This is a genomic window from Bacillus cereus group sp. MYBK5-2, from assembly GCF_051915685.1.
Taxonomy (GTDB): domain Bacteria; phylum Bacillota; class Bacilli; order Bacillales; family Bacillaceae_G; genus Bacillus_A; species Bacillus_A cereus.
Map to the genome: position 1 here is coordinate 379,120 of NZ_JBQAFE010000004.1, position 13,408 is coordinate 392,527.

Sequence of the window (13,408 nt, forward strand, 5' to 3'; positions counted from 1 at the left end):
AAGCCCGTTTTATTTATTAATATCCATTTCGGTTGGTAAATCGATAATATATCTCCCAATATAGCAACCTCTTTAAAACTGTTTAACTGCATTACCAATACCCCAAATTTCATTACTGTACTGCAAAATTGTTCGATCGCTCGCAAAATGACCAGACTGTGCAATATTTAAAATCGACATTTCTAGCCACTTCGTTCGGTTCTCATAAGCTCTACCGACAGCCTCTTGTCTTTCAGCATATGGACCAAAATCTCGCAGAACGAAATATTCATCGTTTTGAATAACGAGAGAATCGTAAATCGCTTCAAATTCAGCTCCCGATTGTGCAAAGAAACCATTTGTTAATTGATCAACTACTTTTTTAATGTGTCTATTGTGGTGATAATAATCACTTGCACGATAGCCACCATTTTGATAGTAATGAAGAACTTCTTCGGCCGTTAAACCGAAAATAAAACAGTTATCATCACCGACCCGGTCTTTTATTTCAACGTTAGCACCGTCTAGCGTTCCGAGTGTAATCGCACCATTCATCATAAATTTCATATTACCTGTTCCCGATGCTTCTTTACTCGCCGTTGAAATTTGTTCACTTACATCCGCCGCTGGGAATATATCTTCCGCTAAAGAAACTCGATAGTTTTCTAGAAAGATAACTTTCATATATTGACTGACATACGGGTCATTATTTACTTTTCTTGCGAGTTCATTTATTAATTTAATAATTTTTTTCGCGTAATAATAGCCAGGTGATGCTTTCGCTCCAAAAATAAAAGTACGCGGATAAAATGTAAAACTAGCATCCTCTTTCAAACGGTTATATAAATATAAAATATGAAGAACATTTAATAATTGTCGTTTATAAGCATGTAATCTTTTCACTTGCACATCAAAAATAGAATTTGGATCAATGGTAATCCCCATTGTATTATGAATACGCTCTGCTAAAATCTCTTTACGCTCTTGTTTTACCTCTGCAAATTTCTCTTGGAAACTCGCATCATATTGAACTAATTGTAGCTCTTGAAGCTTAATCGGTTCTTTCTTCCACTCCGTTCCAATCGCCTCTGAAATGAGATTTGTTAACTGTGGATTTGCTTTCATAAGCCAGCGCCTATGAGCAATTCCATTCGTCTTATTATTAAACTTATCTGGATAAAATTCATAAAACAATCGCATTTCCCGCTGCTTTAATATTTCCGTATGAATTTTTGCTACACCGTTTACGCTATGGCTACCGACAATCGCTAAATGAGCCATTTTCACAAGGTCATGTGCAATAATCGCCATTGCTTCAATACGATCCCACTCATACGGATACTGTTCCCACAGTTCATGACAGAAACGTTCATTAATCTCTTCAATAATCATATAAATTCTCGGTAATAACGGTTTAAAAATGTGAATTGGCCACTTTTCGAGCGCTTCTGATAACGTCGTATGATTCGTATAAGAAATCGTCTGCGTCGTTATGTGCCAAGCTTCTTCCCATGCTAACTTTTCTTCGTCTAGTAAAATACGCATCAGTTCCGGAATTGCTAAAACCGGATGTGTATCGTTAATGTGGATCGCAATTTTTTCATGTAGTTGACGAAGGTCACCATATCTTTCTCTATGCATTCGAACGATATTTTGCAAACTTGCTGATACGAGGAAATACTGTTGTTTTAAACGAAGTATTTTTCCCTCATCATGCGTATCATCTGGATATAAAAACTCCGATACAGCCTCTGTTTCACGCTTATATTTCAAAATATCTTTGCAGTTTTGCGGGAAAGGAACTGGTTCAGCATTCCAAAGTCTAAGTGTATTTACAGTACTCGTCTCATAGCCAACTACCGGCACATCATATGGCACGGCCATAATGACTTCTGCATTTGTATGCCTGAACTCTAAACGCCCGTCAATTTCTAGCGGTTCAACACTGCCGAAATAACTTACTTCTATAGCTTGATCATATCTTCTTACTTCCCATACGTTTTCATGAAGAAGCCACTGTTCTGGAAATTCAACTTGATAACCATCAACAATTTTCTGATCAAACAAACCATGTTTATAACGAATTCCACAGCCGTGTCCTGGTAAGTTTAAAGATGCGAGTGAATCGAGAAAACAGGCTGCTAAGCGTCCAAGCCCACCATTACCAAGGCCTGCATCTGCTTCCACTTCTTCTAACTCTTGTAACGAAATCCCTAGTTCAGATAACCCCTGCTCGCATACATCTCGAATACCTAAATTCAAGATGTTACTTCCAAGCAAGCGTCCAAGCAAAAACTCAATAGACAAGTAATACATTTGCTTTTGCTCTCCGGATCGATAACTCTCGTTCGTTGCAATCCATTGACTATTCATATACTCACGTACCATATGGCCGAGCGTATTATATTGATCACGAGTTGTAGAATCTTTAAAACTTTTACCATACATCGTCTCTAACTTTTCTAGAAAAGTTGATTTAAAACTTTCAACATGAGTAAACATTTTTTCACCACCTACATGTTATTCCATGAGACTTTTATACAATTCCTTATAAGCAAGAGCCGATTGCTCCCAGCTATAATCTTCAGTCATCGCTTGTTTTACAAGCTGCTCCCACACTGGTTTATCATGATAGAATTCAATTGCACGATGAATCGTATGCAGCATGTCATGTGCATTAAAATTCGTGAAACTGAAACCATTTCCTTCGCCTGTTTCTTCATCATAAGAATGTACCGTGTCGTTTAACCCACCTGTTTCTCTTACAATTGGAATTGTACCGTATGCTAATGCGATAAGTTGTCCAAGTCCACACGGTTCAAACAGCGATGGCATTAAAAACAAATCGCTTCCCGCATACACTTGGTGAGCTAATTCTTCATTAAATCCGATATAAACTTTTACCTTCTCCGGATACTCATATGCCATCCACTCAAAGAATTGCTCATATTCCGAATCACCTGAACCTAAAATAATACATTGTACATCTTCTTCCATTATTTCGCGGAATACAGTACGTACTAAATCAAGACCTTTTTGCTTCGTTAATCTCGTTACCATTGAAATAATTGGTGTATCCTCTTTTTCTGGCAAACCAAAATAACGCTGCAAGGCGCGTTTATTTTCACTCTTTTCATATAATGACTCTGCATCATACTGGGCCTTAATATATGAATCCGTTTCTGGATTATATACGCTCGTATCAATACCATTTACAATGCCGCTAAGCTTATCATTATATTTTCGCAGTAATCCATCTAACTTCTCACCGAAAAATTCATATTGAATTTCTTCTTTATACGTCGGGCTCACCGCTGTAATTTGATCCGAAGCAATAATACCGCCTTTCATAAAGTTTACGTTTCCATAAAACTCTAGCTGCTCACTATGAAAATATTCATCACCAAGCTCTAACAAGTCGTACATCACTTCAGGAGGAAATACACCTTGGAACTGCAAGTTATGAATCGTATATACCGTTTTAATACGCTCATATAACGGGTTATCTTGATACTTTTCACGAAGTAAGAAATTAACCATAGCCGTATGCCAATCATGGCTATGAAGAACATCCACTTCAAAATCAAGGTGCGGAATACACTCTAACACTGCTTTTGAGAAATAAGAAAAACGCTCTCCGTCATCGTAATGCCCATACAGAGAATCTCTCTTAAAATAATATTCATTATCTATTAAGTAATACGTAATTCCGTCTTGCTCACCTTTTAAAATTCCACAATATTGATTTCTCCACCCAAGAGGGACGTTAATTACTTTATGTAACGTACATCCATCTCTTAACTTTTGCGGAATGAGACTATAATTCGGAAGTATAATACGAACGTCCACTCCTAATTTTTTTAGCTCTTTTGGGAGTGCACCCGCTACATCAGCTAATCCTCCCGATTTCACAAACGGTACACATTCTGATACTGCAAATAAAATATTCACTTGTTGTCCCACTGCGCGAAAAGTTTTTATTACTCCTCTTGCAGCTTCCTCCCTTCGAGTTTTCATTTAAATTAAAACTTTAATCAGTGGAGGAAAAAGCCCCCACTGATTCTTTAGGAATAACTATTAATCGTACTGTTTTGTACGCTTCCTTTTTCTACAACATACGGCTCATCGGCGCTTCCTTTTAATACGACACCGTCGCCAATTTTCACGTCTTTATCAATAATAACACCGTCTATTATACAGTTATCTCCAATTTGGCTCTTTTGCATAATAATACTGTTACGAATAATTGAACCTTTTCCAATTTTAACCGAACGGGAAATAACACTGTTTTCGACTTTCCCTTCAATAATACTGCCATTTGCAATCATTGTATTTTTCACGACTGCATCCTTTAAATAACGAGTTGGTGGCTCATCTTTTACTTTCGTAAAGATCGGTGCTTCTTTCTTAAATAATTGCTTCCAAATAGCAGGTTGCAAAATTTCTAAGCTATGTTTATAGTAACTTTCAATCGAGTCAATAATTGCTACATATCCAGTATGTTCATATGTAGCAATGTGTAATGATTTCCCGCGCTTTTCTCTCACTACATCAAATAAACTGTATTGTTCCACACCTTTATATGACTCAAATAAGTCTAACAATAATTGTTTCTTTAACACGTATGTTTGAAGCGAAACCCCTTCATGGCAAACTTCTGTAATATCAGCTGCCGTATGTATATGTCGCTCTAACACCGCTTGAAAATTTAATGCTGTTACGAGATGGCTATTCGTAATAACAACGTACTCTTCTCTGCTTCTTAGAAAATAATCAATATGTCTTCTAAAGTGTGCAAAAGACCCAAATTCATCTTGGTCACATTGGCAGTTTGGCGGGAATAAAAATAGTCCGTCTCGTTTTCTATCTAAATCCCACTGTTTTCCTGAACCAACATGGTCCATTAACGAACGATTTTTATGGCTTGTAAAAACTGCCACACTATGAATACTAGAATTCACCATATTTGAAAGCATGAAATCAATGAGTCGATAACGGCCCCCAAACGGTAACGCCGCTAGTGAACGATGCCCTGTTACTTTCTTTAAGGAAGGAAAACTTCCCGTTGCATTAATAATCCCTAACATTTTTTCTCCCATTCATTTCATCCCCCTTTTCTATTTCCCTTCAGCAATTAATACTACATCGTCAACATTCTTTTCTGGACGAATGATTGTTCCATCTTCGATAACCATTTCTGATCCAACAATCGCTCTTTCAATCACAACATTTTTACCAATCTTAGCTCCTGGCATAACGACAGAATCAATCACCATACTTCCTTCTTCCACCGTCACTCCTTGGAATAACACAGAATGCTTCACGTCCCCTTCAATGACGCACCCTTCGTTAATAAGCGATTCTTCTACTTTCGCCTTTTCAGCAATATATTGAGGCGGTTCGTTTGGATTGACAGAGTAAATACGCCAATTACGATCGTTTAAATTCAGTGATGTTTCATCGCGAAGCAAATCCATATTCGCTTCCCATAAGCTCTTCACCGTTCCAACATCTTTCCAATATCCTTCAAACGGATACGCCATTAACTTCTTCCCTTCATCCAATAAAAGCGGAAGTACGTCTTTTCCGAAATCGTTACTAGATTCAGGGTTTCTTGCATCCATCTCTAAATACTCTTTCAAAATTGACCAATTAAAAATATAGATTCCCATTGATGCAAGATTACTTCTTGGAAATTGTGGTTTCTCTTCAAACTCAACAATCTCCATCTCTTCATTCGTATTCATAATGCCAAAGCGACTCGCTTCATCCCAAGGTACTTCAATAACAGAAATGGATACATCCGATTCTTTCTCAATATGGTAATCTAGCATCTTACTGTAATCCATTTTATAAATATGGTCGCCTGATAAAATGAGAACATACTCCGGTTCATACTGACTTAAATAGTTTAAGTTTTGATAAATGGCACTTGCCGTACCTGTATACCACTTAACCCCTGAAGACTCCGCATAAGGAGGTAATACTGTGACTCCACCGTTTACTCGGTCTAAATCCCACGCATTTCCGATTCCGATATAATTATGAAGTTCGAGTGGTTGATATTGCGTTAAAATCCCAACCGTTTCAATACCAGAATTCGCACAGTTACTTAGCGTAAAATCAATAATGCGATATTTACCACCAAATGGAACAGCTGGCTTGGCTAAATTTTTTGTTAATGCACTTAAACGACTACCTTTTCCCCCTGCTAGTAACATTGCTACGCACTTTTGTTTTTGAGCCATCTTGTTTTTTGCTCCCCTTTCTCGTCTTCACTGGTCGTAATATGGATACGCCAAATGGTGGAATTGTAATCTCTACATGTGCTGCTTGATTATGGTACGGTTCTAGAATCGTCTTAAGACGTTTCTTATTCACTTGCCCCGAACCGCCATATTGCTGTGCATCACTGTTTAAAATCTCGTTATAATACTCGAAATCTGGTACACCTACTTTATAGTTTTCATATGTAGCTTTCGTAAAATTACATACGATAACTAACGCATCCTCTTGTTTATCCCCTTGACGGATAAACGAGAAAATACTTTGCTCGTTATTATTAGCATCAATCCACTGAAAACCTTCAGGCGAATGATCAAGCTGCCAAAGTGGTTTTGAGCGCTTATACAATGCTATGAGCTCTTTAAAGTAATCATGCATATAACGATGCATTTCAAAATCATGTAAATTCCAATCTAAATCTTCAAGGTCTTTCCACTCATCAAACTGCCCGAATTCTCCTCCCATGAAAAGTAATTTCTTTCCTGGGTGAGTAAAGAAATATCCATATAATAAACGAAGCTGAGCAAACTTATCCCAGTAATCACCTGGCATTTTATTTAATAACGACTTTTTCCCATGAACGACTTCATCATGAGAAAGCGGTAATATGAAGTTTTCAGAGTACGCATATAGCAAAGAAAACGTCATTTTCTCATGAATGTGTTTCCTATATTCAGGCGCACACTCCATATATTTCAGCACGTCATTCATCCAGCCCATATTCCATTTGTAATTGAATCCAAGCCCACCTTCATACGTTGGAGTTGTTACAAGTGGCCAAGCTGTTGAATCTTCTGCCGTCATAAGAAAATCTTCATCCTCTGCAAACACTGCTTCATTTAACTCTCTTAAAAATGAAACAGCATGCTCATTACTTTGCTCTTGTCCTTCTTTATTCCAGTACAACATGTTCGCAACTGCATCAACTCTGAAACCATCAATATGGAAATATCTCATCCAAAATAACGCATTTGAAATTAAGAAATTACGTACCTCTCTCTTTCCTAAATCAAAATTGACAGTTCCCCATACTGGATTTTCTTGTACATCTTTATCTTTATATTCATAGGTCGGTGTACCATCAAACAAATATAAACCGTGAGCATCTTTACAAAAATGCCCCGGCACCCAATCTAAAATGACACCGATTCCATATTTATGACATTCGTCGACAAAATGCATTAAATCATGCGGCGTACCAAATCTACTCGTCGCTGCATAATATCCCGTTCCTTGGTATCCCCAAGAACGATCATATGGATGCTCAACAAGCGGCATAATTTCAATATGTGTAAATTGATGTTCCACCACATATGGAATGAGTTCTTCTACCATTTCCCTGTAAGAATACAGTGTTCCATCTTCTTTCTTTTTCCAAGAACCAAAATGCAATTCATAAACTGTCATCGCTTCTTTATAAATCGATTTTTTCTTTTTCTTACGAGTCCAGTTTTTATCATTCCATTCATATCCCTTTATATCAAAAACTACAGATGCCGTATTCGGTCTTACTTCTGCATATACAGCATACGGATCTGCCTTGAAAATGACGTCACCAGCCAACGTTTCAATCGCATATTTATATATTTCTCCTTCTTCAATATGCGGTATAAACAAGGACCAAATGCCTTCTTCTGTCACTTGTAGCATTTTATGTTGCTCATAATCCCACTCATTAAAATCTCCAACAACACTCATTGCTTTCGCATGAGGAGCCCACACTGTAAATCGTACTCCTTGAATCTCATCTTCCGTCACAACATGTGCGCCAAAGATATTATAACTTTCATAGTACTTTTCTGTATGAAACTCATCTCGTTTCACTTCTTCACAATTTATTACACTCAATATGCTCACCTCACTTAGATGACAGAATTTTTTATACTTTAACTATTTCTGCGAAAAACTGCAATATCCTTGTTAATTTATAAAAAACATTCGTTTTTTTCTTAAAAATGTTAGTTTTCCTTCACATTTCCGTGTAAAATATCGAATTTTGACGAATATTCATTGAAAACGCTTTATTATTCTTCTATATTTTTACCAATTATTTTTTCTCAACCTTTATTTTATTATGTTTATCCTATTTTTCATGCTATTTTCCACTTAAAATCAAAACAAAATAATCTGTCATAAAAAAATGTTTCTCAATATTTTTTGTCACAATTTTATTGAAATGCGAAATTGAATCCTGCTTTTGAAAAACTCCTTTCTGAAAAAGGGGTAACAGCAAAAGTAAATGAACCGAAGCTAGAAGCAGGCTCTGTTACAGTTGGCGGTGCTATCGATGACAAAAACTTCGCTGGATTAGATGGTGATTTCCCGTTCATTGATGTAACGTTCAAAGTAGAAAACGATGAGTTTTATGAAGCAAATGCTCAATTAGAGTTACCAGTGTTTGTATACTGGAAACCAGGAGAAACAGAGCCAAATAGAATGCGTGTCCTTCAAGATCAATCATTCTCAGTAATGTCCTTAAACTCACTAGTAGAAGGAAATATTAAGTCTGGTGCATTCTTAAATGAACGTGGATATTTAGATGAAAAGTTCGATTATACAAAGCTTGGCGTAAAAGTATATGCGACTGATTCTTATCGTCATAAGTTTGAAGGCTCACTAGATAAATACGGATACTTCAAACTAAATGGACTTCCAGTTAATAAACGCGACTATAACTTATATGTAGAGGTGCCAGGACATTTAACAAGCCGCCTAACAACGAAACTTGGTACTGAAAAAGACGGTAAGCTGCTTGGCCAATATTATTATGCAAGACCTGACGAAAACCTTGCCGGCGATGTAAATGCTGATAAAGTAATCGATATTAGAGATGCTGAAATTATCGCTAGCAACTATGGTAAAAAAGGACTAACTGTAAAAGACGGAGACCTTAATAAAGATGGGATTGTCGATGAAAAAGATATTCGCTTCGTCGAAAAGAACTTCTTGAAAAAAGGTCCGGATGCATCTAAATCACAAACACCTGTAGAAAAATCCAAAAGCGGTACACTGGCAGATATTTTAAAGAAATTAGGATTAACGCCTAAAAAATGATAAAGTGAAACTTTAATCAGTGGGGGGTGTTCATCCCCCACTGATTATTAGTTGAACCAATCGGGCTTTTACGGGCAGTTGATCACCAAACTAACTTCTTTGCTTTCGCTGCATTTTGAGGTGGGGATCTTACTGCCCGTTAATGCGGGATAATAAAGAGCACTCTACTTAAAGTAGAGTGCTTTTTTCTATAAACGACCCTGATCCAGCAAAAGGGGTATATTGGGGATATACAAGGAAAACCGGAAAAGGAATTTATATTAAATTATATGAATTTAGAGGTAGGAAGCAGTGTCCCGCCCCTAAATGATTTAGCAATTATTATAGTACTGGTGCCATTGTTTCTTTTAATACTTTTACAGAATGAGCGAACTTCGCTTTTTCTTCTTCATTTAACTCAAGCTCTACGATTTCACGTACACCTTCGCGGTTAATTACAGCTGGAACACCTACGTAAGCATCTTTCTCACCGTATTGGCCTTCAAGGTATGCAGATACAGTTAATACGCTGTTCTCGTTGTTTAAGATTGCTTTAGTTACACGAAGTAGTGACATACCGATTCCGTAGTAAGTTGCACCTTTACGCTCGATGATATGGTAAGCTGCATCACGTACATTTTCGAAGATTTTATCTAAGTCTTCTTGTTTGTACTGTTCGTTGTTAGCTAAGATTGTTTCTAGTTTTTGTACACCGATAGTAGCGTGGCTCCATACCGGAAGTTCAGTATCACCGTGTTCACCAACGATGTAAGCATGAACGTTGCGTGGATCTACATCTAAGTAGTCACCTAACATGTAACGGAAACGAGCAGAGTCTAAAGTAGTACCAGAACCGATTACGCGCTCTTTCGGTAAACCAGATTCTTTCCAAGTTACGTAAGTTAAAATATCAACTGGGTTAGTTGCGATTAAGAAGATTCCATCGAATCCGCTATCCATAATGCCACGAACGATTTGTTTAAAGATCTTTGTATTTTTCTCAACTAAGTCTAAACGAGTTTCACCTGGCTTTTGTGGTAACCCAGCAGTGATAACAACTAAATCTGCATCTTTACAATCTGCATAGCTACCGCTCCAAACTTTTGTTGGTGATGGAGAGAATGGTACCGCATGGCTTAAGTCCATTGCTTCCCCTTCTGCTTTTGCTTCATTAACATCTACTAATACGAATTCTTCAGCTACACCTTGGTTGATCATTGAGTAAGCGTAACTACAACCTACAGCTCCTGTTCCTACTAATACTACACGATTGATACCTTTTTTCATGGTAATTTCCCCTCTCTATTGTTCACATATATTTTTTATGATTGTTTAAGTAATTAATTAAAATACTAATTTAATGTTGTTTAACTTCTTTACATTCATATTGTAGCACGTATTATTGTGAATTACTTCACAAATTATGACCTATTTGTGAACTTTTTCACATAGAGTGTAAAGTTATTGGAATAGGTGTGGAATCCATTTCAATGGAGGCGTTTTCTTTAGATTGTGAAAGGGATTTTCTTGTGGTTTTTGTCGGTAAGTGAAATTATACCAGCGATTTTTAGAATATATCGACTGTAACTCCAAATATATCAGCGATTATTGAAATTTATCGACCGTAACTCAAATTATATCAGCGATTTTTGCAATATATCGACTTACCGACAAAACTCGACAATACTGACAACATAAAAAAGCTGTCTTCAGTAGATCACAGCTATTGAGAGAAAGCAGCTTCTTCTATATATTATTTATTTTCCACAGTAGCTCCCAGATGCATTTTCATCGGTTTCTCCAAGTGTAGGAGGCTACAGCCATACAGCTGGGGTAAAAGTTCAAGTTGAAGTTAATTCCTTCATATTCATACAGGTCCAAATAATTAACATGATTGTATTTACGGCTCTCTATGTACCCAACTGCAACAGCGAATACTTCATATTTCTTCTATTGCATAAAAAAGCAGACTATCCAAAGTCCATTTTTATACAACAAAAAAGAGATAGCAGATTATGCTATCTCTTTTAGTATGACCCGTACGGGATTCGAACCCGTGTTACCGCCGTGAAAGGGCGGTGTCTTAACCACTTGACCAACGGGCCAGTTCTGGCAGAGAAGAAGGGATTCGAACCCTCGCACCGCGTTCGCGATCTACTCCCTTAGCAGGGGAGCCCCTTGAGCCACTTGGGTACTTCTCTATAAATATGGCTCCGCAGGTAGGACTCGAACCTACGACCGATCGGTTAACAGCCGATAGCTCTACCACTGAGCTACTGCGGAACAATTATGGTGGGCCTAAATGGACTCGAACCATCGACCTCACGCTTATCAGGCGTGCGCTCTAACCAGCTGAGCTATAGGCCCATAATTGAAAAGCGGGTGAAGAGAATCGAACTCTCGACCAGAGCTTGGAAGGCTCTTGTTTTACCACTAAACTACACCCGCATTAAATTGTAAATGGTGAGCCATGAAGGACTCGAACCTTCGACCCTCTGATTAAAAGTCAGATGCTCTACCAACTGAGCTAATGGCTCATTTTGAAAGTGGTGCCGACTAGAGGACTTGAACCCCCAACCTACTGATTACAAGTCAGTTGCTCTACCAATTGAGCTAAGTCGGCTTGCGACTTCAAAATGGTGGCTCGGGACGGAATCGAACCGCCGACACGAGGATTTTCAGTCCTCTGCTCTACCGACTGAGCTACCGAGCCTTTATGTAAAAATGGCGGTCCCGACCGGGGTCGAACCGGCGATCTCCTGCGTGACAGGCAGGCATGTTAACCACTACACCACGGGACCATTTGGTTGCGGGGACAGGATTTGAACCTGCGACCTTCGGGTTATGAGCCCGACGAGCTACCGTGCTGCTCCACCCCGCGATGATAAAATATTTACTATAGAAAAAATGGAGGAGGTAGAGGGATTCGAACCCCCGCGCGACTCTCGCCGCCTGTCGGTTTTCAAGACCGATCCCTTCAGCCGAACTTGGGTATACCTCCGAGATATATACGTCTAATGGTGGACCTTGTAGGACTCGAACCTACGACCGGACGGTTATGAGCCGTCTGCTCTAACCAGCTGAGCTAAAGGTCCTTTATGGTAGCGGCGGAGGGGATCGAACCCCCGACCTCACGGGTATGAACCGTACGCTCTAGCCAGCTGAGCTACACCGCCATAAATGATATTAATATAAGTGGAGCCTAGCGGGATCGAACCGCTGACCTCCTGCGTGCAAGGCAGGCGCTCTCCCAGCTGAGCTAAGGCCCCATGTTTTTTAGGAATATCGGGAAGACAGGATTTGAACCTGCGACCCCCTGGTCCCAAACCAGGTGCTCTACCAAGCTGAGCCACTTCCCGTTAATAAAAGCGCGCCCGAGAGGAGTCGAACCCCTAACCTCTTGATCCGTAGTCAAACGCTCTATCCAATTGAGCTACGGGCGCATATGGTGCCGAGGGCGGGGGTCGAACCCGCACGGTGGTCACCCACCGCAGGATTTTAAGTCCTGTGCGTCTGCCTGTTCCGCCACCCCGGCATGTCATATTGAAAATTGGAGCGGAAGACGGGATTCGAACCCGCGACCCCAACCTTGGCAAGGTTGTATTCTACCACTGAACTACTTCCGCAAGACATGTATGAGTTATTTAATTAAAAGTGCGGGTGAAGGGAGTCGAACCCCCACGCCAAAGGCGCCAGATCCTAAGTCTGGTGCGTCTGCCAATTCCGCCACACCCGCATATTAATTTATTTAAGAAAAATGGGGCGACTGATGGGAATCGAACCCACGAATGCCGGAGCCACAATCCGGTGCGTTAACCACTTCGCCACAACCGCCATGATTTCTGGTGCCGACTAGAGGACTTGAACCCCCAACCTACTGATTACAAGTCAGTTGCTCTACCAATTGAGCTAAGTCGGCTAAATGGTGGAGGATGACGGGATCGAACCGCCGACCCCCTGCTTGTAAGGCAGGTGCTCTCCCAGCTGAGCTAATCCTCCATTTGCCTGGCAACGTCCTACTCTCACAGGGACAAGGTCCCAACTACCATCGGCGCTAGAGAGCTTAACTTCCGTGTTCGGTATGGGAACGGGTGTGACCTCTCTGCCATCA

Annotated in this window: 6 protein-coding genes, 22 tRNA genes, 1 rRNA gene and 1 pseudogene; 1 reads left to right on the plus strand and 29 read right to left on the minus strand. The window is 39.4% G+C overall.

Translation table 11 applies throughout. The features are described 5' to 3' along the window. Positions 1-72 precede the first annotated feature (72 nt). The 5 genes from glgP to glgB form a co-directional block, all read right to left on the minus strand. Complete coding sequence (gene glgP, locus ACTFP3_RS17730; protein ID WP_440010930.1) at positions 73-2,481, minus strand: glycogen phosphorylase; 2,409 nt, start codon at positions 2,479-2,481, stop codon at positions 73-75. 18 nt (positions 2,482-2,499) lie between these two features. Then, complete coding sequence (gene glgA / locus ACTFP3_RS17735) at positions 2,500-3,930, minus strand: glycogen synthase GlgA (protein ID WP_023901191.1); 1,431 nt, start codon at positions 3,928-3,930, stop codon at positions 2,500-2,502. A gap of 113 nt (positions 3,931-4,043) precedes the next feature. Beyond that, positions 4,044-5,078, minus strand: a complete 1,035-nt coding sequence (gene glgD / locus ACTFP3_RS17740; protein WP_440010931.1) for a glucose-1-phosphate adenylyltransferase subunit GlgD — start codon at positions 5,076-5,078, stop codon at positions 4,044-4,046. Between the two features lie 18 nt (positions 5,079-5,096). Beyond that, entirely contained in the window at positions 5,097-6,227 is a 1,131-nt protein-coding gene (glgC, locus tag ACTFP3_RS17745; protein WP_000057604.1) for a glucose-1-phosphate adenylyltransferase, read from the minus strand. Next, positions 6,175-8,112 carry a 1,4-alpha-glucan branching protein GlgB gene (glgB, locus tag ACTFP3_RS17750; RefSeq protein ID WP_440010933.1) on the minus strand — a complete coding sequence of 646 codons (1,938 nt, stop codon included), beginning with the start codon at positions 8,110-8,112 and terminating at the stop codon, positions 6,175-6,177. Before glgB ends, glgC begins: the two co-directional genes overlap by 53 nt. Positions 8,113-8,439: 327 nt before the next feature. Between glgB and ACTFP3_RS17755 the strand changes: the two are divergent. Then, a pseudogene (locus ACTFP3_RS17755) lies at positions 8,440-9,318 on the plus strand (dockerin type I domain-containing protein); the annotation flags it as partial. A 321-nt stretch (positions 9,319-9,639) separates the two neighbouring features. Here ACTFP3_RS17755 and ACTFP3_RS17760 read toward each other — a convergent pair. From ACTFP3_RS17760 to rrf, 24 genes are all read right to left on the minus strand, one after another. Then, a complete protein-coding gene (locus tag ACTFP3_RS17760; protein ID WP_000715339.1) occupies positions 9,640-10,584 on the minus strand; it encodes an L-lactate dehydrogenase in 945 nt (314 codons plus the stop codon). A gap of 746 nt (positions 10,585-11,330) precedes the next feature. Next, positions 11,331-11,402: transfer RNA gene (locus ACTFP3_RS17765), tRNA-Glu, on the minus strand. A 5-nt stretch (positions 11,403-11,407) separates the two neighbouring features. Beyond that, positions 11,408-11,498: transfer RNA gene (locus ACTFP3_RS17770), tRNA-Ser, on the minus strand. Positions 11,499-11,505: 7 nt separating this feature from the next. Then, positions 11,506-11,580, minus strand: a tRNA-Asn gene (locus ACTFP3_RS17775). A 7-nt stretch (positions 11,581-11,587) separates the two neighbouring features. Beyond that, positions 11,588-11,664, minus strand: a tRNA-Ile gene (locus tag ACTFP3_RS17780). Positions 11,665-11,674: 10 nt separating this feature from the next. After that, positions 11,675-11,745, minus strand: a tRNA-Gly gene (locus tag ACTFP3_RS17785). A gap of 13 nt (positions 11,746-11,758) precedes the next feature. Beyond that, positions 11,759-11,834: transfer RNA gene (locus ACTFP3_RS17790), tRNA-Lys, on the minus strand. 10 nt (positions 11,835-11,844) lie between these two features. Continuing rightward, positions 11,845-11,920, minus strand: a tRNA-Thr gene (locus ACTFP3_RS17795). A gap of 14 nt (positions 11,921-11,934) precedes the next feature. Continuing rightward, positions 11,935-12,010, minus strand: a tRNA-Phe gene (locus ACTFP3_RS17800). A 12-nt stretch (positions 12,011-12,022) separates the two neighbouring features. Further along, positions 12,023-12,098: transfer RNA gene (locus ACTFP3_RS17805), tRNA-Asp, on the minus strand. A gap of 3 nt (positions 12,099-12,101) precedes the next feature. Further along, a tRNA-Met gene (locus ACTFP3_RS17810) sits at positions 12,102-12,178 on the minus strand. 27 nt (positions 12,179-12,205) lie between these two features. Beyond that, a tRNA-Ser gene (locus ACTFP3_RS17815) sits at positions 12,206-12,298 on the minus strand. 17 nt (positions 12,299-12,315) lie between these two features. Then, positions 12,316-12,392: transfer RNA gene (locus ACTFP3_RS17820), tRNA-Ile, on the minus strand. A gap of 4 nt (positions 12,393-12,396) precedes the next feature. After that, positions 12,397-12,473: transfer RNA gene (locus ACTFP3_RS17825), tRNA-Met, on the minus strand. 20 nt (positions 12,474-12,493) lie between these two features. Then, a tRNA-Ala gene (locus ACTFP3_RS17830) sits at positions 12,494-12,566 on the minus strand. 16 nt (positions 12,567-12,582) lie between these two features. After that, positions 12,583-12,656, minus strand: a tRNA-Pro gene (locus ACTFP3_RS17835). A 10-nt stretch (positions 12,657-12,666) separates the two neighbouring features. Then, positions 12,667-12,740: transfer RNA gene (locus ACTFP3_RS17840), tRNA-Arg, on the minus strand. Positions 12,741-12,743: 3 nt separating this feature from the next. Continuing rightward, positions 12,744-12,832: transfer RNA gene (locus ACTFP3_RS17845), tRNA-Leu, on the minus strand. Positions 12,833-12,848: 16 nt separating this feature from the next. Continuing rightward, a tRNA-Gly gene (locus ACTFP3_RS17850) sits at positions 12,849-12,923 on the minus strand. Between the two features lie 29 nt (positions 12,924-12,952). After that, positions 12,953-13,033: transfer RNA gene (locus ACTFP3_RS17855), tRNA-Leu, on the minus strand. 22 nt (positions 13,034-13,055) lie between these two features. Next, positions 13,056-13,131, minus strand: a tRNA-His gene (locus ACTFP3_RS17860). 9 nt (positions 13,132-13,140) lie between these two features. Further along, positions 13,141-13,216: transfer RNA gene (locus ACTFP3_RS17865), tRNA-Thr, on the minus strand. Positions 13,217-13,220: 4 nt separating this feature from the next. Then, positions 13,221-13,296: transfer RNA gene (locus tag ACTFP3_RS17870), tRNA-Val, on the minus strand. Positions 13,297-13,300: 4 nt separating this feature from the next. Beyond that, a 5S ribosomal RNA gene (rrf, locus tag ACTFP3_RS17875) occupies positions 13,301-13,408 on the minus strand; the annotation flags it as partial.